Source organism: Acinetobacter sp. 1294243, assembly GCF_000588015.1.
In the GTDB taxonomy this organism is placed as follows: Bacteria; Pseudomonadota; Gammaproteobacteria; order Pseudomonadales; family Moraxellaceae; genus Acinetobacter; species Acinetobacter pittii.
This window is the reverse complement of sequence record NZ_JFXG01000009.1, coordinates 128,251-151,688: the sequence shown is the minus strand read 5'-3', so window position 1 is coordinate 151,688 and position 23,438 is coordinate 128,251. Positions and strand designations below refer to the sequence as shown.

Annotated in this window: 16 protein-coding genes, 7 tRNA genes and 2 pseudogenes; 9 read left to right on the top strand and 16 right to left on the bottom strand. The window is 37.8% G+C overall.

What is annotated here, in order from left to right:
* Positions 1 to 672, top strand: a pseudogene (locus tag J655_RS16740) (hypothetical protein); the annotation flags it as partial.
* Positions 673 to 786: 114 nt separating this feature from the next.
* Entirely contained in the window at positions 787 to 1,572 is a 786-nt protein-coding gene (locus J655_RS16735) for a YdcF family protein (protein WP_005072805.1), read from the top strand.
* 377 nt (positions 1,573 to 1,949) lie between these two features.
* Here the strand turns inward: J655_RS16735 and J655_RS16730 are convergent.
* The 9 genes from J655_RS16730 to J655_RS16690 all read right to left on the bottom strand — a co-directional run bounded on the left by J655_RS16730 (position 1,950) and on the right by J655_RS16690 (position 3,971).
* A tRNA-Val gene (locus tag J655_RS16730) sits at positions 1,950 to 2,025 on the bottom strand.
* A gap of 74 nt (positions 2,026 to 2,099) precedes the next feature.
* Positions 2,100 to 2,176 (bottom strand) — tRNA-Asp (locus tag J655_RS16725).
* Positions 2,177 to 2,212: 36 nt separating this feature from the next.
* Positions 2,213 to 2,288 (bottom strand) — tRNA-Val (locus J655_RS16720).
* A gap of 89 nt (positions 2,289 to 2,377) precedes the next feature.
* Positions 2,378 to 2,454, bottom strand: a tRNA-Asp gene (locus J655_RS16715).
* 47 nt (positions 2,455 to 2,501) lie between these two features.
* Positions 2,502 to 2,578, bottom strand: a tRNA-Asp gene (locus J655_RS16710).
* 47 nt (positions 2,579 to 2,625) lie between these two features.
* Positions 2,626 to 2,702: transfer RNA gene (locus J655_RS16705), tRNA-Asp, on the bottom strand.
* A gap of 24 nt (positions 2,703 to 2,726) precedes the next feature.
* Positions 2,727 to 2,802 (bottom strand) — tRNA-Val (locus J655_RS16700).
* Between the two features lie 206 nt (positions 2,803 to 3,008).
* Positions 3,009 to 3,512, bottom strand: a complete 504-nt coding sequence (gene elsL / locus J655_RS16695) for a cell wall-recycling L,D-carboxypeptidase ElsL (RefSeq protein WP_032005430.1) — start codon at positions 3,510 to 3,512, stop codon at positions 3,009 to 3,011.
* A gap of 90 nt (positions 3,513 to 3,602) precedes the next feature.
* A complete protein-coding gene (locus J655_RS16690) occupies positions 3,603 to 3,971 on the bottom strand; it encodes a YbaN family protein (protein ID WP_032005984.1) in 369 nt (122 codons plus the stop codon).
* Between the two features lie 103 nt (positions 3,972 to 4,074).
* On the opposite strand from J655_RS16690, the pseudogene J655_RS0104590 reads away from it, so the two are divergent.
* The 3 genes and pseudogenes from J655_RS0104590 (at position 4,075) to dapE (ending at position 6,486) form a co-directional block, all read left to right on the top strand.
* Positions 4,075 to 4,956, top strand: a pseudogene (locus J655_RS0104590) (DUF1853 family protein).
* 123 nt (positions 4,957 to 5,079) lie between these two features.
* The gene (locus J655_RS16685) at positions 5,080 to 5,223 is read left to right on the top strand and encodes an entericidin A/B family lipoprotein (RefSeq protein ID WP_014207555.1); all 144 of its coding nucleotides are present in this window, start codon (positions 5,080 to 5,082) and stop codon (positions 5,221 to 5,223) included.
* A 126-nt stretch (positions 5,224 to 5,349) separates the two neighbouring features.
* Positions 5,350 to 6,486 carry a succinyl-diaminopimelate desuccinylase gene (gene dapE / locus J655_RS16680; protein ID WP_005072799.1) on the top strand — a complete coding sequence of 379 codons (1,137 nt, stop codon included), beginning with the start codon at positions 5,350 to 5,352 and terminating at the stop codon, positions 6,484 to 6,486.
* A gap of 135 nt (positions 6,487 to 6,621) precedes the next feature.
* Here dapE and J655_RS16675 read toward each other — a convergent pair whose 3' ends face one another.
* The 7 genes from J655_RS16675 to pilG all read right to left on the bottom strand — a co-directional run bounded on the left by J655_RS16675 (position 6,622) and on the right by pilG (position 16,419).
* Entirely contained in the window at positions 6,622 to 7,503 is an 882-nt protein-coding gene (locus J655_RS16675; RefSeq protein ID WP_032052670.1) for an alpha/beta fold hydrolase, read from the bottom strand.
* Between the two features lie 309 nt (positions 7,504 to 7,812).
* Complete coding sequence (locus tag J655_RS16670; RefSeq protein WP_032005987.1) at positions 7,813 to 8,280, bottom strand: hypothetical protein; 468 nt, start codon at positions 8,278 to 8,280, stop codon at positions 7,813 to 7,815.
* The gene (locus J655_RS16665; protein WP_032005989.1) at positions 8,280 to 12,785 is read right to left on the bottom strand and encodes a hybrid sensor histidine kinase/response regulator; all 4,506 of its coding nucleotides are present in this window, start codon (positions 12,783 to 12,785) and stop codon (positions 8,280 to 8,282) included. Before J655_RS16665 ends, J655_RS16670 begins: the two co-directional genes overlap by 1 nt.
* 147 nt (positions 12,786 to 12,932) lie before the next feature.
* Positions 12,933 to 15,011: a methyl-accepting chemotaxis protein gene (locus J655_RS16660; protein WP_032052669.1), complete on the bottom strand. Its 2,079-nt coding sequence runs from the start codon at positions 15,009 to 15,011 to the stop codon at positions 12,933 to 12,935.
* Between the two features lie 42 nt (positions 15,012 to 15,053).
* Entirely contained in the window at positions 15,054 to 15,590 is a 537-nt protein-coding gene (locus J655_RS16655) for a chemotaxis protein CheW (protein WP_002116439.1), read from the bottom strand.
* Between the two features lie 60 nt (positions 15,591 to 15,650).
* Positions 15,651 to 16,013, bottom strand: a complete 363-nt coding sequence (locus J655_RS16650; RefSeq protein WP_002116220.1) for a response regulator — start codon at positions 16,011 to 16,013, stop codon at positions 15,651 to 15,653.
* A gap of 22 nt (positions 16,014 to 16,035) precedes the next feature.
* On the bottom strand, positions 16,036 to 16,419 hold the full coding sequence (pilG, locus tag J655_RS16645) for a twitching motility response regulator PilG (protein WP_000389061.1): 384 nt from the start codon (positions 16,417 to 16,419) through the stop codon (positions 16,036 to 16,038).
* Positions 16,420 to 16,702: 283 nt separating this feature from the next.
* On the opposite strand from pilG, the gene J655_RS16640 reads away from it, so the two are divergent.
* The 4 genes from J655_RS16640 to J655_RS16625 all read left to right on the top strand — a co-directional run bounded on the left by J655_RS16640 (position 16,703) and on the right by J655_RS16625 (position 23,406).
* Entirely contained in the window at positions 16,703 to 17,341 is a 639-nt protein-coding gene (locus J655_RS16640) for a hypothetical protein (RefSeq protein ID WP_032052668.1), read from the top strand.
* A 68-nt stretch (positions 17,342 to 17,409) separates the two neighbouring features.
* A complete protein-coding gene (locus tag J655_RS16635) occupies positions 17,410 to 18,519 on the top strand; it encodes an efflux RND transporter periplasmic adaptor subunit (protein WP_080973437.1) in 1,110 nt (369 codons plus the stop codon).
* A 15-nt stretch (positions 18,520 to 18,534) separates the two neighbouring features.
* A complete protein-coding gene (locus J655_RS16630; RefSeq protein WP_032005995.1) occupies positions 18,535 to 21,633 on the top strand; it encodes an efflux RND transporter permease subunit in 3,099 nt (1,032 codons plus the stop codon).
* 57 nt (positions 21,634 to 21,690) lie between these two features.
* On the top strand, positions 21,691 to 23,406 hold the full coding sequence (locus tag J655_RS16625; RefSeq protein WP_032005997.1) for a proline--tRNA ligase: 1,716 nt from the start codon (positions 21,691 to 21,693) through the stop codon (positions 23,404 to 23,406).
* Positions 23,407 to 23,438 lie beyond the last annotated feature (32 nt).

The window sequence follows — 23,438 nt, the reverse complement described above, 5'->3', positions numbered from 1 at the left end:
AATAAAGATTTAACTGGTGAAATTGAACCATTTGCTAATCTGGATCATTTATTAGAGCAGCTCCCTACTCTACCAACGCGAGAGTATTCGATTGCGAGTATTCCTTCTCAGCAAGTCCTACGTTTGGTGGTTCGTCAACAATATGATGCGTCTGGTAATTTAGGTTTAGGTTCGGGTTGGCTCACTCAACATATGCAAGTTAATAATGAAATTGCTTTACGTATTCGTACCAATGAATCATTCCATCTTATTGATGATAATCGCCCTATTATTTGTATTGGTAACGGAACTGGCATTGCTGGCTTAATGAGCCTATTACACACCCGTACGCGTCATGATTACACTGAAAACTGGTTAATCTTTGGTGAACGTCAAAGAGCATGTGATTTCTTCTATGAATCAACTATTGAGGCATGGAAAACCACAGGAATGTTAAAACGCCTCGATTTAGCATTTTCGAGAGATCAAGAACAACGCATGTATGTTCAAGATGTAATCCGTCAGAATGCAGCAGAATTAGTAAGCTGGGTAGAACGGGGTGCTGTTCTGTATGTATGCGGTAGTATTGATGGTATGGCAAGTGGAGTCGATCAAGCACTTATCGAAATTCTAGGTGAAGAACAGGTAGATGATTTAAGACAACAAGGCCGTTACCGCCGTGATGTTTATTAAAGATCAATAAAAACTAAAACCGAGTAATAGCTTAAATGCTTTACTCGGTTTTTTATTGCATTCAGAATGATTTTGCATACACTGTCTGCAATTTAAATTGCAACTCTAAGCACAATGCAAGTCAGTAAGTGGATCCGTATTTTCCTAGCAATCATTGGTTCGATTTTATTTCTAGATGGATTAGTTCTAATTTGTCTCAATAAAATTAATGTAGGCACCGTTATTCCTTTAATTTTAGGTGCTTTCCTCTGCCTATATTCCTTATTTTATTATCATTTAGAACGCTTTTTCTTCTATCACTATCGCTTACACACACTTTGGCGTTTTGGATGGTTATGCTTCTGGATATGGTTAATTGGCTTAGGCTATTTTTTTAGCTTTATTAAAGAAAATAAAGATACTTCAAATAATATTCCTCCAGTAAAAGCAATTATTGTCTTAGGAAGCGGTGTTGAGAATGGTCAGCCATCCACAATTCTTGCAAAACGTTTAGATACGGCCGCCCCTCTAGCCCTAAAACAGCAGCAAGCACAGATTGTTCTAACAGGTGGTCTTGATTTTTCAGAAAAAGAAAGCGAAGCATTGGTTATGTCTCGTTATCTTGAACAAAAGTATCATATCGCAAGAGATCAAATGATCCTTGAAGATAAAAGCACCAGCACAGAGCTTAACTTAAAAAATAGTAAACCCTTATTAGAACAGCACCACATTACCTTAGACCAGCCAATTGCTATTGTGACAAGTGATTTTCATATTCCTCGAGCAATAGCAATTGCAAAAAAACAGGGCTATATCCAAGTTTATGGGGTAGCGGCCGAGACACCATTAGCTACTCGCTACAATGCATGGTTACGTGAATATTTCGCATATGCAAGTGGATGGCTTTTAAACGAATATTAAAAATAATTTAATAAAAAAACTGCTATTTAAAAAATAGCAGTTTTTTTATTTGTGAAAATATTAGTGATCGGTACAAATACAAAGTTGATCTAAGCTGAAGATCATAAATTGCAAGTTAGATTCTTATCTTTAGCCACTAATAAAGAAATTTAATAAGGAGGAGGAAGCCCATCAACAGCAAGAGAAAAAAACACTAATGCTAAAAAAATAAAAACTAGCGATCAATAAAAAGAATAACTTAAAGATATAAGGACTTTAATTTTAGAATAGAAACGTTGTATCTACACTGAGTCACATAGTAAATAAATTTACATGTAAGTATAAGATATTTATAGATGAATATGAATTCAGGGAATTTAAATTTCTGATAGAAATTATGGTGGGCGCTGACGGGATCGAACCGCCGACATTCTGCTTGTAAGGCAGACGCTCTACCAACTGAGCTAAGCGCCCCAAGAAGAAAAAACTAATAAATTATTAATTTTTTGATTTAACTCTACATTCTCTAGACAAGGGAATCAAGAGAATGGCGCAGCGGACGGGGCTCGAACCCGCGACCCCCGGCGTGACAGGCCGGTATTCTAACCAACTGAACTACCGCTGCACTACAATACTTTAAAATAAAGTATGGTCACATATATGGTGGGCGCTGACGGGATCGAACCGCCGACATTCTGCTTGTAAGGCAGACGCTCTACCAACTGAGCTAAGCGCCCCAAGAAGAAAAAACTAATAAATTATTAATTTTTTGATTTAAAACTTTTACATCTCAAATCTTCTTCCAAACACAACCCGAACTGAAAAGTGGCGCAGCGGACGGGGCTCGAACCCGCGACCCCCGGCGTGACAGGCCGGTATTCTAACCAACTGAACTACCGCTGCACTTTCACAATATCGCAATTGTGGGGTAAACGATGTTAAGTCTTAAGTGGCGCAGCGGACGGGGCTCGAACCCGCGACCCCCGGCGTGACAGGCCGGTATTCTAACCAACTGAACTACCGCTGCACTTTCACAATATCGCAATTGTGGGGTAAACGATGTTAAGTCTTAAGTGGCGCAGCGGACGGGGCTCGAACCCGCGACCCCCGGCGTGACAGGCCGGTATTCTAACCAACTGAACTACCGCTGCACTTGAGAGCTTAACGTAAAGGCTTGGTGGGCGCTGACGGGATCGAACCGCCGACATTCTGCTTGTAAGGCAGACGCTCTACCAACTGAGCTAAGCGCCCTTAACGTCTTCATCGTTTGTGAGGTGCATTATAGAGAATCTTTAACAGGTGTCAAACGCTTTTCGACAACTTTTCAAAAAAATGCGAATGAATGATTAAAAATAAGTCATTATTAAGTAAAAAACAATTTTTTGTATTTTATTTAAGCACTTATTTTAATATTTTGATCATTCAGCTAATTAAATAAGAATTTTTAAAATCTTATTTTAGGTTAAAGATTGCTCAGACAAATAAACCAATGCATCTTCAGCGACTAAATCAAACAACTCAATAATTTCCTCATTACGCATTCGAATACATCCATGTGACATGGGAACACCCATCGGTTCTTTATCAGGTGTGCCATGAATATAGATATAACGCTGCATGGTGTCATGTCCTTCGCCTTTATTAAAGCCTTCTTCTAAGCCATCTAACCAAAGAATACGTGACAATATCCAATCTCTTTCAGGGAATTGTGCTGCTAGTTCACTACTATAGACCTCCCCTGTTGGCTTACGTGCAATAAAAACCGCATTTTGAGGAGATTGTGCACCAATTTTTTTTGCAACCCTATGCCATCCACGTGGAGTCCTACCAGTATTCTCTTGCTCACCGATTCCGTTCTTTCCGGTAGAAATGACATAAAACTTATTATGTTTAGGCAAAGTTAATGTTTGATTTGCTAAATCGATGAGGACATCTGCTTCTTCGAGCTTAAATTGAGACATTGAACTTATTCTCTTATATCAACTCAAATACTTTGAGTTTAAGTAAAAATTTATATGAAGAACTTGTCTTGCGCCAAAATTAAAAGATTATCAATCTTTTAATTTTGGCTCAGGGCGTAGCCATAACCAAACTGCAACGATGAACAGGGTAGTATCAGTAAAAACCTTGACCCAAAGCGGTGCTGAAGTAAATAGCATTATAAGGCCACTGATTGCCATCATTATGCTTGCAATCCATTTGGCTTTACGTGGTACTGTACCATTGGCTCGCCAATCACGTAATGTTGGGCCATATTTGGGATGGTTTAACAACCAATCATCCATTTGTGGCCATCCCTTTGAAGCTGCCCATGCAGCCAGAATCAAAAACACTGTTGTGGGCATACCTGGTAAAATTGCTCCAATAATGCCTAGCGTGATAAAAATCACGACCAAAGAGCGCCAGAACAATGTTCGCATATATAAACCTTAACCTGCTGTTAGCGTTAGTATAAAGTGTTTTTCTAATATTGTTTGTTGATCCCTTATGAAATTAGGATGAATTACTTCGAGTATTAAATATATGAATATTGCCTCAGTGAAAACTTCCTATTTCGAACCATGGCTTCAATTTCAACATCCTATAGTGCGACAGCTGGCTTTTTGTATTGCTAGTCCAAATTTACTTTGCCAATTACCAAAAAGTTTTTCTATACAACACGACTTTAAGCTGCACCCAACCGAAGTATGGGAAGAGCATTTCCAAAATTATTTACCACGGTTAAAAGAGCTAGATCAGTCACCAGAGCCTTTAATCCAGTTTTTATCTCAACTTAAAAGTACACGTTTAGGTTTACGCTTTGAGAATTTACTTTGGTTCTGGCTACAAGAGGATAATTATCATCCTTACCAACTGTTAGGTCATAGTATTCAAAAAATTGATGGAGCAAAAACTTTAGGTGAGCTAGATTTTTTAATTTTAAATAAAGAAACTCAACAAATTGAACATTGGGAGGTCGCGTTAAAATATTATTTGGGCGAGGCAGACTTACATTTAGAACAATGGATTGGATTAAACCGTCAAGATACTTTAAGCAAGAAACTTTATCATTTTACGAATAAGCAATTTCAATTTTCTGAAGCATTAAATTTTAAGATTCAACAACGTTTTGCAGTTTAAAAAGGACACCTCTCCCTGCCACTTCAGTTAAATTCTCAAAAGTCGCTACCAGACTGGATAAATTTAAAGCGTCGTTTGGGATATTGGGGGACTACCATTCCCCATTCTTCTTTTTATCGATTGGAAAGACATGAATGGTTGTGTCCAAATAAAGAGCAGACTTCAAATCGGGCACATTGGTGGACAGACGGTTTATATTGTAAAAATAGTGAAGAGGTTTTGTTTTATATGTTTAGACATCCTTCGTACTTAAACATTAAGCCTCACCTGCAAAAATTAAGCTAATTAACAATAAGTTTTAAGCTTCTAGAAACATTTTATAACGTTTTTACTATTAAACAGTCATGTTTCTTTTTCCGTTTGTTTTTTAATCTAAATTTACTTCATTATTAAATTTAAACGGAGAAAATGATGAAAAAAGTTTTAGCTGCGTCTGTAATGGTTGCTGTTATTTTAACAGGGTGTAATACGTTTAAAGGTTTTGGGCAAGATGTTTCTAAAGCAGGTGATGCTGTAACAAATACTGCTGAAAAAACACAAGATAAAATGTAAGTTAGAGTTGTTACTTCAAAAACCTTATCATTCCGATAAGGTTTTTTAATTTTTACGTACCCATCCCCTAGAGATTCGCCTATTATATCGGACTATATTTCACCTGATCAGCACGCAATTTTCGGTATGAATCATTCAGACACTCTCTCGCTTAGCTTAGAACTGTTACAACAACCTTCTGTTACTCCTATTGATCATACATGCCAAACCATCATGGCAGACCGTTTAGCCAAAATTGGTTTTCATATTGAACCAATGCGTTTTGGTGAAGTTGACAATCTTTGGGCGCGTCGCGGAACTGAAGAACCTGTATTTTGTTTTGCCGGTCATACTGACGTAGTTCCGACAGGTAAGTTAGAAGCATGGAATTCAGATCCGTTTGTACCTGAAATTCGCGATGGAAAATTATATGGTCGTGGTTCGGCAGATATGAAAACTGCTCTTGCAGCCATGGTCGTTGCATCTGAGCGTTTTGTCGCAAAACATCCTGATCATAAAGGTTCAATTGCTTTTCTAATTACTTCTGATGAAGAAGGCCCTGCTATTAACGGTACGGTTAAAGTGATTGAGACTCTTGAAAAACGTAACGAAAAGATGACATGGTGTTTGGTAGGTGAACCTTCAAGTACTCATAAATTGGGTGACATTGTTAAAAATGGTCGTCGTGGTTCACTTAATGCCGTATTAAAAGTTCAAGGTAAGCAAGGTCATGTGGCTTATCCACACTTGGCGCGTAACCCAATTCATGAAGCATCACCAGCTTTAGCAGAACTGTGCCAAACTGTTTGGGATAATGGAAATGAATATTTCCCAGCAACATCATTTCAGATTTCAAATATTCATGCTGGCACTGGCGCAACGAATGTCATTCCTGGCGCACTAGAAGTTACTTTTAACTTCCGTTATTCAACAGAAGTAACAGCAGAACAACTTAAACAACGTGTGCATGAGATTTTAGATAAACACGGTTTACAGTACGAAATCGTTTGGAATCTTTCTGGTTTACCATTCCTAACACCTGTGGGTGAACTCGTTAATGCAGCGCAAACTGCTATTTTGAACGTAACGGGTACTGAAACTGAGCTTTCAACGAGTGGCGGTACTTCTGATGGCCGTTTTATTGCTCCAACAGGCGCACAGGTATTAGAGTTAGGTGTTCTGAACGCAACAATTCATCAGATTAACGAACATGTTGATGTACAAGACCTTGATCCACTAACTGATATTTATGAACAAATTTTGGAAAATTTGTTAGCTAAGTAAAAGTTAAGATCCCATGAATTGAAAAAGCGCCCATTTGGGGGCGTTTTTTATATTTAAAGTATCAATACATTCTTTTAAAATTTTAAAGATTATTTATATTCAATAAACTAGAAAATTAGTTTTAATATAAATGGCTTAAAAAGCTGCTTTTGAATTCTTATCTATCCATTGCAATATAGTTGGCCAGACTTCTTTAGCAGCATTTTGGCTAAGTACAATTCGACTATGAGAATAATTTTCTAAGTTACTATTGGAGTAGCCAAATTCTCGAAATATATTATTTTCATTTTCAAAAGCTTGCAAATATTTATAGCATCCTTTAGCAGGGGCAATAAATTTATCGCCAGTCCCGCAAATAGAATATATTGGAACTCTAATAGAGCTCATAAATTTTTTATAATCTATATCTTTAAATTCACTTATAAAATTTTCCTTTAAGTTCCAATTAAACCATGGACGCATCGTGTAATAGGTTTCATTTATTCGCCCCAACTTAAATTTATTAGCAGGAATCTGACCTAGACCTTTTACAACTAATTTTGCAGAAAACAATTTAATAAAATCAAAGGAATTATTTACTGCTCCAAATGCTTGGCAAGCAACAAAAGTAATACTTTGAATATTTTTTAAATATTCAGGATAATTAATTAAGAACATGGTTAAGCATAGCCCTCCACCACTGTGTGTTACACAGTGCAAGGAGGTTATATTAAAATGATGGTGAATGTAATGAAATGCAGTTTTATATTCATATAATGCAACAGTTTCAAAATTAAATGGTATATCTGTTTTTGGGCTAGTACCATGCCCTCGCCACTCTAAAATAAAACAAATATAACCATGATTTGCCAAATAATCTGCAATGCCTATACAAACAGTTTTATCCGAAAATGCACCATGAGATAAGAAAATTGCTTCTTTTTTTATTAGAGAATTATTTCTTTTAGAAATTTCCCATAAAGCAAATTCATCATGATCATCTGTTTTTAAAATATGTAGCGCTTTATGAATTGACATTTATTTTCTGCTATAGAAGATTTTATTCTAGGTTATTTCGCTATGATTAATATAATAAAATTAGGCTCATCCTTTAACTATAATTTCAATTTATCTCCTTTTAAAATTTAGTATGAGGCTTTATTAAAAGTATATATTGGTAATTTCTCATATTTTAGCATTTGGAATACATATAAAATATAAATTTACGATATAAATAAAGCAAGCACTTCAATGATTTTTTAAACAAATAAATTTATATTCTATAAAAGAATTTCATCTATTTTTGATAAAAAAAGGAACTCAAAATGAGTTCCTTTTTTAGATATTTTATAGATGAAGTGAATTTTGAATATATTGCAAATTAGGAACATGGTAGCGTTGATTGTCCATACGAACATATTTAAATACAGTTGGGTGCTTCAAAGACTCTTGTATATCTTCATTTTCATCTACGACTTCAGAAATACGCAGACGAACTGAAACTGGCATCGATTTACACACAAGTGCAAAACGTTGACTAATGTCTTCACTTTCAATGACTAACGCTACTGCTCGAGAATCTATTTCGTCGTGCACCGAATAAACAGGGAGCTTTACATCATGCCATTCAATATACTTGATACCATTTTTAACATCCATAGCAGATAACACTATATTTTGTGGTAATAGCATTGGCACTTGCTGATGGCACTCGATAATATATGCATCAATAAAACCAGTTGAGACAGTAATTAAATGCTGAAGCTCTTGCTGGTCCATTTCATTAATTAAGGATGTACTTATATTACTTTTCATTAGGCAAGTCCCCCTTCAGATGTCATGAATAACGCATCAATATTGTGAAGTAAGTCTTCTTCTTGGAAAGGTTTACCCATGTATTGGTTAACACCTAAAGTAAATGCTCGTTCACGGTGTTTTTCACCAGTTCGTGATGTAATCATAATCACTGGCAGATCTTGATGTAGATCATGATGTCGAACGAGGTTAAGTACCTCAAAGCCATCCATTCGTGGCATTTCAATATCAAGTAACATGAGATCTGGTTTAATATTTTCCAATTGCTCAATGGCATCAACCCCATCTTTAGCTGTGACTACATCATAGCCCTGACGTTCAAGTAAGCGAGACGTCACCTTACGTACAGTTACCGAGTCATCTACAATCATGATAAGACGTCGCTCGTCAGACTCGCGTTGTCTATAGATAGTTTCATTAAGCGATTTATGTCGGCGAGTAGATTGAATTTGGCGAGCAATATTTTGTCCATCTAAAATTAGACAAACTTGGCCATCACCTAAAATAGTTGCTCCTGCAATCGCACCAATGCTAGAGAATTGTTGTCCTATTGGCTTAACTACAATCTGTGCGCGTGAGCCAATCAGTTGGTCAACTAATAATGCGACGGTTTGTCCATTATTTGCCTTAATCATTAATACTGGTAATGAATACATCATTCCACTTAAGCGCGGAATTGGTTGATTACCAACAAACTCAGATAAATAACGTAATGGATAGCGCTTATTTTCAAATTCAAAGAACTCTTGTGCACTTCCGAAATATTGTTCTAATGATGCTGGTGAAACTCGTACAATTCGATCAATCTGAGCCAATGGAATTGCAAATTGCTGATCAGCAACTTTAACCATTAAAGCATCACTAACAGCTACTGTCGTTGGAACACGTATAGTAAAGACAGTTCCCTGCCCATATACAGAGTCGACACTCACATGGCCACCTAAGGCCTTAATATCACTTTGCACGACATCCAGCCCTACGCCACGACCTGAGATCTGAGTCACTTGATCGGCTGTACTTAAACCAGGATGGAAAATCAGCTGTAAAATATCTTGATGTTCTAATACTTGCTCTGGATTAATCAAACCAGACATTAACGCCTTTTGACGAACCTTTTCGATATCAATACCTTGTCCATCGTCTTTAAATGTAACTACAACATCTGTACCTTGACGATGAATATTGAGTTCAATACGTCCCGTTTCTGGTTTCTGCGCTTGCTCACGTTGCGCACGGTCTTCTAATCCATGGTCAATTGCATTTCTAAGCATGTGCTCAAGTGGCGTAACCAAACGTTCTAGCATTGTCCGGTCCAGCTCGCCTTCTGTATTATTAACGAAAAGCTCTGCTGGTCGATTTAACGCGGTAGAAGTCTGCCTCACAATTCTTTGGAGACGAGGCAACAATCGAGAGAATGGTACTAAGCGTGTTCGCATAAGGCCTTCTTGAATTTCAGCCTGAATACGCGATTGCTGTACCAATAAACCTTCAGTGTCTCTGATCTTTTCAGATAATGTATTTTTAAAATCTACTAAATCCGATGCAGACTCGGCAAGAGACTTTGATAACTGATTTAATGAAGAATATTGGTCCATCTCTAAAGGATCAAATTCCGTATAACGCGAGTTCTCAATACCGTGTTTTGCAATAATTTGGGTTTCTAATTCGCCTTCCATTCGACGCAACTGATCTGCAAGTCGCTGAATAGCCAATTCCATTTCCGCTAAGGTATGACCAAATTGGCTTAAATCCATTTCAATTCGCGAACGGTTAATCGAATTTTCACCAGACAGATCAATCATTTTTTCAATTAAATCTGCCGAGACTCGAATCATCTCATTATTTTGATCAAGGCGTTGTGCTTGTTCCCACTCACCCATCATTGGCGGTGGTTCTGTACCGTCACCTTGCACAAAACTCATTACAGGTTCCGTGCTGAATAGATCAGTTCTAGTTAACTTACTAGGAATTTGAATTGCTGTTTCAATGAACTGGATATTTTCCAGACTTTGTTGTAAACCATCGAAGTGTTGATAATTTTGTTTAAAAATTGCCTCTTTTAACCAGACAATTGCACTCTCTAATAAGTTGTCATAAATATTTGAGCTGAAATGATGAAGCGCAAATTGTTCAAAAGCATTCTCAAGTTGATAAGCAATCGCTTGCACGGTTTCAAGTCCCAACATACGGGAACCGCCTTTCAAGCTGTGCACTGCCCTTTGTAGTTGAAGCAAGATACTACGGTTAGTACGTTGCTCGAACCATTGTTTTAATAAGTGATCGGCCATTTCTAATAGTTCGGCCGCTTCCTCCATGAATGTCTGCTCGACAACAGTATTAATATCTTGATCTGGGATACTCTCTGTATAATCGTGATCAGCATAAAGAACTTGTAATTCGGTTTGCTCAACAAGTTGATTACTGGACTCAGTAATCTGCTCAGAACCAGAAGTTAACTCACTGAGGTTTAACTCCGTATTATTTATCGCTTCTTGTTGTAATACTTCAAAATTTAACTCAGGTATAACATACGTTTCAGGTTCTGTTTTGCTCTCTTTAATATGAGAATCAAATACCTGACCTGCATTTTTAAGTGCTTGAATAGTATGAGAAGCAGCATAATCTAGGTGCTGTTCACGCACTATTTGAAGACGGTCAGCCAAGTCATCTTGAACTAGTCGAATAAAATCAATGAGAGCAGACGACACTATCAACTGTTTTTGAATTAAACGCTCATAAATACTTTCTAACTCATGTGCAATTAAACCAATATAAGTTGCCTGAATCATATTTGCCCCACCTTTTAAGGTATGCAAATAACGCATCAGATTATTGAGAGCGGCAAAGTTTTCTTGATCATTAACCCAAAGATTAAGATCTGTATCCATTCCCTCAAGCAACTCATCGGCTTCTTCAAGAAAAATATCTAAAAGGTCTGGATCAAAATGACGGTTTACATGCTCAGATGAAATGAATTGTCGATCTAGTTGTACACTCTGCCCTATGGTGACCTGATCAGTGAATACATTTTCTATCAGAGGATCATTCGCTGTTAGTTCAACTTCAGCATTAAACAATGATTCAACAACGTCTTGATGAGTTTCTAATGATTCGGAATTAAGATTTGGAATATATTGAGTATATAGTTTTAGCTCGTCCAAGACATTTTGGTGTTGCTCAATAATACTTACTCTTTGTCCTGCGGCTAATGCATCAAATAACTGAATTAATTGTTGGTGCGCTTTTTGATAAATTTCAAAAACATAATCTGATTGCAATAAGTCAGGTCGATCAAGCAATATGTCGTAGCTTTCTTTCAACTGGTTAGTATATTCATATAAACCAATCATTGCCTGCGATTGAGTATGTTGCAGCAAAACATCTGCTTGTTCACTTAAACGTTCAAGATAATGAGGAAACTCTGTACGTATTCCCTTCTCAAAGTCTAATTCCGCATCAAGTAATTCAGCAACATCTAGCTGTAATAGCTGAGACACTAAACCATGTGGAGGCATGAGTGGGCTCGAATGCTCACCATGCTGCTCCATGTAAGCATCCCAAACCTGATTAAATTTTTGTAGATCAGATTCCAATTGCTCAGTAGAGCAATGTGCAGCCAATAGATCTAAACTATTTCGAATAAACTGACGATAATCACGGAGTAATGAAACTTCTTCTGAATGAGAAGAAAGCTCTTCTTGTAATAGTATTTTAAATAAATGCTCAACTTTGGTACTGGCTTCAAAGATTGGTTCTACATGAGCCATGGCAGAGCTGCCACGTAATGTATGTAACGCACGTATTAGAGCATTATAACTTTCATGCTGATGTATTTCTTTTTCCAAAAACTGATCAATTGTCGCTAAGTGCTCTTCTGCTTCTTCCATAAATAAAATTAAGGTTTCAGCAAGAGTCTGTTCAGTTTCTATAGCAACTTCTGGAGTCAAAATAGTTAAAACTTCTGTAGATTCTGGTTCTAAGTCATATGTTTCTAAACCAGTTTGAGTTTCAGCAGTAAGAATATCTGATAATAATAAAAGTTCGTCTAACGCGGGTTCTATACTTTGCTGTTGCTGTAATTGTTGTCCCAATAAAATTAGGGGCCTAAAGTCTAGGGTATGATTTTTTTTAGATTTGAAGTCATCTACTAACTTAAAGAAATAGAACTTAAATACCAACTGAACATATTGTTGGATGTTAGGAGTTAATCCGAGACTCTGATTGATTACCCGATTAAGCGTATCTTCTACAGTCCAAGCAAGCTCAGCAGAAGATTTGGCCCCAATCATTCGCCCTGAACCTTTCAATGTATGAAAATGACGGCGGATTTCAGTAAGCGTAGCAACATTTTCAGATTGCATCCATTCGTGAATCAAAGATTGTAATTCAACAAAAACTTCTTCAATTTCTTCGACAAATATTTCAAGAAATTCATCGTCTTGTTGAGAGTAGCTATCTTCCGGTAGCATCATTGCTTCAGTTAAAGTTTTTAATATTTCTTTCATAGCAAAGGCTTCTTTTGCTTGTCTCCAAAATGGAGAAAAACGACAGAGTCAACACCAGAAAAATAGCTGTTTCCCCAATATTTATCTGGTGTTGTTAATACTTTTTAGAAGAATAGCGGTACTGAAACAGCTATTCTCATCCCCAATTTAATCAGGTAATTTAAAGTCCGTTACCGATTCACGTAATGACTCTGCCATGTTTGCTAGTTCAGAAACAGAGCGTGCTGTATCAAAGGTTGCAGTTGTCGTTTGTGAAGTAATTTCTTGTACGACTGTCATGGTGGTCGCAATGTGGCTGGCAGATGCAGATTGAAGTTTTGCTGCATCAGAAATGCTGGCAATTAAGTTTGCCAAGTCACCCGATACTTTTTGAATTTCATCCAAGGCAATACCCGCGTCTTTTGCCAAGTTTGCACCACGCACAACTTCAGTGGTGGTTTGTTCCATCGAAATAACAGCTTCATTTGTATCGGTCTGAATTGTTTTAACCAGAGTTTCGATCTGTTTAGTTGCCGATGCAGAACGCTCTGCAAGACGCTGTACTTCGTCAGCAACTACGGCGAAACCACGACCTGCTTCCCCAGCCATAGATGCTTGAATTGCTGCGTTTAATGCAAGAATGTTAGTTTGGTCGGCAATATCGTTAATGAGCGATACGATGTTACCAATTTCTTGTGACGACTCACCCAATCGCTTAATACGTTTAGACGTTTCTTGAATCTGTTCACGGATTGTGTCCATACCTTCAATTGAACGGTTTACCACTTGCGCACCATTAGAGGCAATTTGTACCGAACGCTCTGCTACCTCAGCAGACTCAGATGCATTTGAAGATACTTGGTCAATCGATTGCGCCATTTCATTCATTGCTGTTGATGCACCAGCAATTTCTTGAGCCTGATGCTCAGATGCCTCTGCTAATTGGTTCGTAATACTCTGCGTATCTTGCGTATAGCGAGCAACCTCTTGAGAGGTTTCATGAATACGGGATACAAGGTCACGTAGTTGGTCAATCGCAAAGTTAATCGAGTCGGCAATCGCTCCCGTAAAATCCTCAGATACAGTTGCATATGAACGTAAGTCACCATCTGCAAGATCGGCAATTTCATCAAGTAAACGTAAAATCGCGTTTTGGTTACGGTCATATTCGTCTTGTAATCGAGTAACACGTTGTTTATCCATCACACTACGTAATGTGATCAATTTAAATACAGAGAAGATTAAGCCTGCTAAAGAACTGATTAGCACCGCGCCTAACAATAAAGTAAGCCAGTTCTTTCTTGCTACATCAGATAAATGTCCCAAGTTATCTAACATCACATCTGATTTAGAGAAGATCTGAGAAGATGCCTGACGAACATTGACGATCTGGTTACCATTTTTTAATACCGTGGCAGCAGCAGATTTTAAGACTTTGTCATATTCAGATTTAATACTTTCTAATGATTCACGTAATGCCGGATCTGCAATACGATCAACACCCAATTCAGCATTACCATTAAGTTCAGCATTTAAATACGTACCAAACGTATCAATGTCTACACCAAAATCGCTAGTCGATACATTACCATCGGTACCACTTAATACCGAGTTAATAGAACGTAAAATACGTTCGGCAATAAACACCTGGTTTTTAGCAATAATTACCTGACTACTTGGCAAACCTTGACGCGCCATTTGGTCAACCATCAAGTTATATTCTGCCTGAATCTCAGGAACGGTTTCGCTAATAGAGATATTAGTGTCATATAGCTGGTTAAGGACTTTTTGATGTGCTGAAATCAAATCGATGTTTTTTGAAAGTTCAGTCCACATAACTTGAACTTTTTGATATTCATCAGTCGACTTACCGTGAATATTTTCAATCTCAAGTAAGTTTTCATTAAAGTCTTTTTGAGACTGCTGAAGCTTGGTGATTGCCTCTTGAGAACCAGACTCAGTTGCTTCAGTTGCTTGCTTAGAAATCGTTTGAGATAACAAACGTAACTCACCGAGACTTCGAATTAACTGGTTATGACGTGGAACGTTATAGAACAGATAGGCTAGAGAAACTAATGCAAGAACAAAACATAAAAGTGCTGCATATAGGATTGGCTTGGACTTTTCACTTTCCCCAAATAAACTGGCAAACTGCTCAATTCTTGACTGGATTGTTGCAATAAAATTGACACCCGATTTTTCGGACGCAACCCGACTACTGCCTTTCTTTTTAAGCTTAAAGCCCATAGCTTTTCCCCAGAAAAATACTCTGTTTTCACAGCGTAAAAATTAGTTTATAAATTTTGTCGATGCATTCATGTAATGTGGGTTTTGCAATAAACGACTAAATAAAAAGACATGCCAATGCTGGTTATGTTGATGAAAATAACCTTGGCAATATTCTTTTAGATTTTCCTCTAAGTCTAAGCTTTGAGAAAAAAAGCTTTTTTTATTAAAGTGCTGAATCCCCAAAACCTGATCCACGACCAACCCCACATACTGGTCGCGATGGCTAATACATAATACTTTTTGAGTTGACGAAAATGAACTTCGTTGCCCTAAAATAAAATGCGCCAAATCAGACACTGAAAGTAATCTTCCTCGAATATTTGCCAATCCCTTTACCCAACTTTGGGTATTTGGAACAGGTGTATATTTTGGTGGATAGATTACTTCTGACACTTCCCCAAGTGGTGCGACGAAGTATTGCCCTCTCATTTCAAAAGCAATTCCTGACCATCGCTGTGCTTCATTTTGAACTGAAGCGTAATTCTTATTACCCCGTTTAGACAAACGAAGTAACTCGATAAATCCATTCGCTGCCATACTCGATCCTATAAAACGGGTACAAAATGCCCGTTATTTATGTTTTTATGGATGGATGAGTTAATTTAGAAATTGTTTAATTACATCAATCAATTGATTTTCTTCGATTGGCTTAATCAAATAATCGATTGCACCTTGACGCTTGCCCCATACACGGTCAGTTGCCTGATCTTTAGTACTCACAATAACAACAGGGATATGCTTAGTGTCTTCATCACGAGTAATCTGACGTGTTGCCTGAAAACCATTTACACCCGGCATTACCACATCCATCAATACAAGATCTGGTTGCTCTGCCTTTGCAAGAGTTACACCATCTGCACCATTTGATGCTTCAAGCACGTCATAACCATGTTTGGTTAGGATTTCTTTAAAACGAAAAGTTTCTGTTGGTGAATCATCTACAATGAGAATACGTGCCATTTTTTTGCCCTCAAATTATTGTTTATGAACTTACATGATTACGAATCGCGTTTAACAATTCATCTTTGCTAAAAGGTTTCGTCAAGTATTCATCTGAACCTACCACACGCCCTTTTGCCTGATCAAATAAACCATCTTTACTAGAGAGCATGATAACGGGAATGTTCTGATAATTTTGAGAGTTTTTTATCAAAGCACAAGTTTGATAACCATCTAAACGAGGCATCATGATATCGACAAAAACAATATCCGGATTTGCTTCTGCAATTTTGGACAAAGCTTCAAATCCATCCACAGCAGTAATGACTTCACAGCCTTCGCGCTGTAATAAGGTTTCTGCTGTACGGCGAATGGTTTTTGAGTCATCAATCACCATTACTTTCAGATTTTGGAATGCATCTTCCATTTAATCTTCCATCCCCATAAAAATAAAATATAAATGCAATTTAACTTAAATTTGTTTTTACACATTTATACGCATTTTTAACATATCTCACGTTCTATTTTCAATGAGGCATTTTTGTCTACTTTCTCATTTATAAACAATAACTTTTAACCTCATCACACTTTAATTAAAATTATCATTTTTTTTATAATGACTATATTTTTATTCAGCTAAATAATAATTAATATAATGAAGATTAAATATTTAAAAATAAGCGACTTAGCTATCTTTTTGGGGATTTTCAATGAATGACAGGATGAAATATGCCTTTTACAGGAACTGTTTGTCTGTATCTATAGGCATTATTTCCTTCGGATCACTCTTTTTCTTACCCTCTAGTGTTGCTATTGCCGACACACCTAAAGCGGTTTGGTATCGTTATTATGACCAACATGGTATTGCCAATATTAGTACATCGGTCACACCTGCTCATATTCGTTATGGTTATGAAGCTCTAGATCGTAATATGCAAGTAATAAAAAGAAACCACTCTTATAATGCTGAAGCTGATTTAAATCAATCGAATCAACGGGCATTATTGGCGCGACATAAAGAACAAGATATCAAATTAAAAAAAGCTTATAGCGATAGTAAGACAGCTTCGATTAAAAGAGATCAGGCATTAGTGTCTATAAAAAAGCAAATTAATTATCAGCAGGAACAACTTAATCAATTACAACAAGACAAAATTTTATTTAAGCGTCAGGAAATGGAGTATTTCAGAAAAGGAGAACCGATTCCTGAGCGTCATAAGGCTTTGATTGAAAACAATCTAAATAATATTAATCGGGTTAAACAAACACTTGAAACACTTTCCAAGACCTATAACCGAACCAACAATGAGTATGAAAATATTATCGATCGTTTAAAAAAGCTTGAATAACTGCAAAGGTTTATCAAGAATAGGGGCAAAATAAAATTTGAATTATAGGATGATGCTGTATGCACACGATGCATCTCACCCCTTCTACTTTTTTTAAACTGAGTATTATTAGTTTATGTTTAATTTTAGCTGCATGTAATCAGCAAGAAACAACTCAAACCTCAGCCTCAGCTCCTGTAAAAATTGAGCTTATTCCTCAAGATCTTATTGCAGTTAAAGAAGGAGCTCTTGATTCTCAAACTGCATTTACAGGAACTATTCGTGCGGTTCAGCAAAGTTCCATTCAGGCGCAAGTAAGCGCAACAGCGACGAATGTCACTGCAAATGTCGGCCAACAGGTACAAAAAGATCAAGTTCTGGTGAGATTGAATAATCAGGACAATGTTGCACGATTAGCGCAAGCACGCGCCAACCTTGCATCGGCTCAATCACAAGCTGAACTTGCTCGTAATTTGATGAACCGAAAACAAAGATTATTTAATCAAGGTTTTATTGCTCGTGTCGAGTTTGAACAGAGTCAGGTTGACTATAAAGGTCAGCTTGAAAGTGTAAAAGCACAACAAGCCAATGTTGATATTGCTAAAAAAGCGGATCAAGACGGAATTATTACTAGTCCAATTTCAGGTGTGATTACTAAACGCCAAGTTGAACCCGGTCAAACAGTTTCAGTTGGACAAACACTATTTGAAATCGTAAATCCTGATCAACTTGAAATACAAGCCAAGTTGCCAATTGAACAGCAATCTGCGCTTAAGATCGGTAGTAACATTCAATATCAAATTCAGGGCAATTCTAAACAATTAAATGCAACGCTAACTCGCATTTCACCTGTTGCCGATCAAGACAGTCGACAAATTGAGTTTTTTGCTGCTCCTAAAGAAAAAATTGACTCGTTAAGTATTGGAGCCTTCATTAATGGAAACATTTTGCGCAATGACACTCATCAAGGCCAAACTATTCCTTTAGACAGCATTCAAAATATACAACATGATCCATTTGTATGGGTGATACGCAATCACACTATTCAAAAAGTTAAAATTCGGGTGGTTGAACAGCGTTATAACGACAATATTGCTTTAGTCGAAGGTTTACAAAGCACAGATCTGGTCAGCCGTATTCAATTTGAAGATTCCGACATTAATAAAAAAGTGACGGTTACAACCGACAAAAATAAATAAGGTAGCAAATAGCGTATGTGGTTTACTCGAATCAGTGTGAAATACCCCGTTTTTACCATTATGATGATGCTCAGCTTAATGGTACTCGGGTTGGCTTCTTGGAAACGCATGACTGTCGAAGAGTTTCCAAATATAGATTTCCCATTCGTAGTGGTCACTACGCAATATGCGGGTGCGTCGCCTGAAGCGGTTGAGTCAGATATTACAAAAAAACTTGAAGATCAAATCAATACAATTTCAGGAATTAAACAGATTACCTCACGCTCAAGTGAAGGCCTTTCAATGGTGATTGCCGAGTTTAATCTTGATACTTCTTCGGCGATTGCTGCTCAGGATGTTCGTGACAAAATTGCACCCGTCACAGCGCAGTTCCGTGATGAAATTGATACACCGATTGTGCAACGCTATGACCCCTCTTCTAGCCCAATCATGTCAGTCGTATTTGAATCAAACAGCATGAGTTTGGCGCAATTAAGTTCGTATGTAGATAAAAAAATCGTACCTCAGCTTAAAACGGTTTCGGGTGTAGGTAATGTGAATTTATTGGGCGACGCTAAACGGCAAATACGAATAAAGGTTATTCCTGCACAATTGCAAAGCTACGGCATTGGTATTGATCAGGTCATTAACACGCTAAAAAATGAAAATATTGAAGTGCCTGCAGGGACTTTACAGCAAAAAAATTCTGAACTGGTTGTACAGATTCAATCAAAAGTTATTCATCCCCTTGCATTTGGTGATTTGGTCATTGCCAATAAAAATGGTTCACCCATTTTTTTAAAGCAAGTGGCAACTGTTGAGGACACACAAGCCGAACTACAATCGAGTGCCTTTTATAATGGAAGAACTGCGGTCTCAGTCGATATCTTAAAAAGTTCCGATGCCAATGTAATTAAAGTCGTCGATCAGACTTATCAAACGTTAGAGAAATTAAAAGATCAAATGCCTGCGGGTTTAGATTACAAAGTCGTAGCTGATAGCTCTAAAGGTATTCGCGCTTCAATCAAAGATGTTGTTCGAACCATTATTGAAGGTGCTGCTTTAGCAATTCTTATTGTTTTACTCTTTCTAGGCTCTTTCCGCTCTACAGTTATTACCGGTTTAACCTTACCTATTACTTTGCTCGGAACCTTAACTTTTATTTGGGCTTTCGGGTTTAGCATTAACATGATGACGCTGTTAGCACTATCGCTCAGTATTGGTTTACTTATTGATGATGCAATTGTAGTTCGGGAAAATATTGTCAGACATACTGAACTTGGCAAAGACCACGTAACTGCAGCTCTTGAAGGGACAAAAGAAATTGGTTTAGCCGTACTCGCAACTACACTTACCATTGTGGCAGTATTTCTACCTGTTGCGTTTATGGGTGGTCTGATTGGACGTTTCTTTTATCAGTTCGGTGTAACAGTCAGTACAGCTGTTCTAATTTCAATGTTTATTAGTTTTACGCTCGATCCAATGCTTTCAGCTCACTGGAAAGATCCTGTAGAGAAAAAAGATAATTGGCTACAACGGTTTTTTAACCATATTTCTAATGTGCTAGATCGGCTTACCCATGTTTATGAAAAGCTATTAAAACTTGCTCTACGCTTCCGTTTAATCACGGTTATTGTTGCAATCGCTTCATTATTTGCTGCATTAGGACTATCGAAACTGATTGGGACCGAATTTGTACCTACACCAGATAAGGGTGAAGTACGCATTCAGTTCGAAACTCCTGTAGATTCTTCTTTAGAATATACCCAAGCAAAATTACATCAGGTCGATCAAATTATTAGACAATTCCCTGATGTGGTTTCTACTTATGGCGTGGTCAACAGTGAAGTAGACTCAGGTAAAAATCATGCAGGTTTAGGCGTGACCTTAAAGCCCAAACAAGAACGTAGCTCAGATTTAAATACACTCAACAATGAGTTCCGTGATCGTTTGCAAAGTGTAGCGGGTATTCGAGTGACTTCTGTTGCCGCAGCACAAGACTCTGTATCTGGCGGTCAGAAACCAATCATGATTTCGATTAAAGGATCTGACCTAAATGAACTACAAAAAATTTCAGATCGCTTTATTGCTGAAATGGAAAAAATTAAAGGCGTAGTTGATTTAGAAAGTTCATTGAAAGAACCCAAACCTACTTTGGGTGTTCATATTAATCGCGTGCTGGCAAGTGATTTGGGCTTATCTGTTTCCCAAATTGCGAATGCCATTCGACCATTAATTGCGGGCGATAATGTCACCACTTGGGAAGACCGTGATGGTGAAACTTATGATGTGAATTTACGTTTAAATGAAAATAAACGTATGCTTCCGCAAGATGTGCAAAATTTATATATCAACTCTAATAAAACCAATGCAGCTGGACAAAATATACTAGTTCCATTGAGTGCCGTCGCAACGACCGAAGAAAAGCTTGGGGCTTCGCAAATTAACCGACGTGATCTTGAACGTGAGGTTCTTATTGAGGCAAATACCTCAGGTCGCCCTAGTGGCGATATTGGTCAAGACATCGACAAAATGCAAAAAGCATTTAAGTTACCTGCAGGTTATACATTCGATACGCAAGGGGCAAACGCCGATATGGCTGAATCTGCGGGATACGCATTAACAGCCATTACCCTATCGATTGTATTTATTTATATCGTGCTAGGTTCTCAGTTCAATAGCTTTATTCATCCCGCAGCAATTATGGCCTCTTTACCCTTGTCATTGATTGGTGTTTTTCTTGCCTTATTCCTGTTCCAAAGCACGCTAAATCTGTTTTCGATTATTGGTATTATCATGCTGATGGGGCTTGTCACTAAAAATGCGATTTTGCTGATCGATTTTATTAAGAAAGCGATGGATCAGGGTGTCAGCCGTTATGACGCTATTTTGCAAGCTGGTAAGACCCGTTTACGTCCAATTTTGATGACAACAAGCGCTATGGTGATGGGTATGGTTCCATTAGCTTTAGGTCTCGGCGAGGGCGGTGAACAAAGCGCACCAATGGCTCATGCAGTTATTGGTGGTGTGATTACCTCTACCCTATTAACTCTTGTGGTTGTACCCGTCATTTTCACTTATCTGGATGACTTGAAAAACTTTATGCTGCGTCAAACTCGACGATTCATGTCATAATGCAGCGATTATCGTATAATCTGCGTTTTTATAACGCTTAACTTTTAGGACTTTTCCATGCGCGCAAGCCGCTTTTTATTTGCAACGTTGAGAGAAACCCCAAATGATGCTGAAGTGATTTCACACCAGCTCATGTTACGTGCGGGGATGATTCGTAAATTGGCATCTGGTTTATATACATGGCTGCCGATGGGAACACGTGTGCTTAAAAAAGTAGATGCGATTGTTCGTGAAGAAATGAACCGTTCAGGCGCGATGGAAGTATTCATGCCCGTGACTCAACCCGCAAGTCTTTGGGAAGAATCAGGTCGATATGAACAATATGGTCCTGAGTTATTACGCTTTAAAGATCGTCATACGAACCCATTCGTACTTGGGCCAACGCATGAAGAAGTTATTACAGATATGGCGCGTAACGAATTAAAAAGTTATAAGCAGCTCCCTGTAAACTTCTATCAAATTCAAACCAAATTCCGTGATGAAATTCGACCACGTTTTGGTGTAATGCGTTCACGTGAGTTCATCATGAAAGATGCTTATTCTTTCCATGCAACTCAAGAGTCATTACAAGAAACTTATGATGTGATGTACGACACTTATAGTCGTATTTTCAATCGTTTAGGTTTAGATTTCCGCCCAGTACAAGCAGATACAGGTTCTATTGGTGGTTCAGCTTCACACGAATTCCACGTATTGGCTGCAAGTGGTGAAGATGACATCGCATTTTCAACTGAATCTGATTATGCGGCAAACGTTGAAATGGCTGAGGCTGTTTTAGTGGGTGAACGTGCAGCACCGACACAAGAATTTAAATTGGTTGAAACACCAAACCAAAAAACGATTGATGATGTTTGCCAATTCTTAAATGCTGATCCAAAGCAATCTGTTAAAGCTTTATTGGTTCAAGGCATTGCTGATGAAAAAGGTAATGTTCCTGTCGTTGCTCTATTTGTACGTGGCGACCATGAACTTAATGAGATTAAAGCTGAGAAGCATCCTTTAGTTGCTGCGCCTCTTACTTTTGCAACTGAAGAACAACTCCAAGCATTTGGTTTAAGTGCTGGCTTTACAGGTCCACAAGGTTTAGTCGAAAAAGGCTTAACTGTAATTGTTGACCGTGCTGCATCTGTTCTTTCTGACTTCGTTGCTGGTGCAAATGAAGCGGACAAACATGCGGTTGGCGTAAACTGGGAACGTGATGCACAAATTAGCGAAGTTTTTGATCTACGTAATGTGGTTGAAGGCGATCCATCTCCAGATGGCAAAGGCACACTACAAATTAAACGCGGCATTGAAGTAGGTCATATTTTCCAGCTTGGTACTAAATACTCTGAAGCTTTGGGCTGTAAAGTTCTAGGTGAAGATGGTAAACCATTTACAGTAACTATGGGCTGCTACGGTATTGGTGTAACACGTGTTGTTGCAGCTGCAATTGAACAAAACTACGATGACAAAGGTATTATCTGGCCTCAAGCCATTGCACCTTTTGAAATTGCAATTGTTCCAATGAATGCGCACAAATCACCACGTACTCTTGAAGCAGCAGAGTCTCTTTATGCAGAACTTCAAGCTCAAGGTTTTGATGTGTTACTTGATGATCGTAACGAACGTCCAGGTGTTAAATTCTCTGACCTTGAATTGATGGGTATTCCACACCGTATTGTAATTGGTGAAAAAGGTTTGGATGCTGGTACTTTTGAATACAAAGGCCGCCGCGATGCTGAAGCGAGTAATTTAACTAAAGAAGAGCTTTTAGCTAAATTAGTGCGTTAATAAATACATAAATAAAAAAGCAGCTTTTCGAA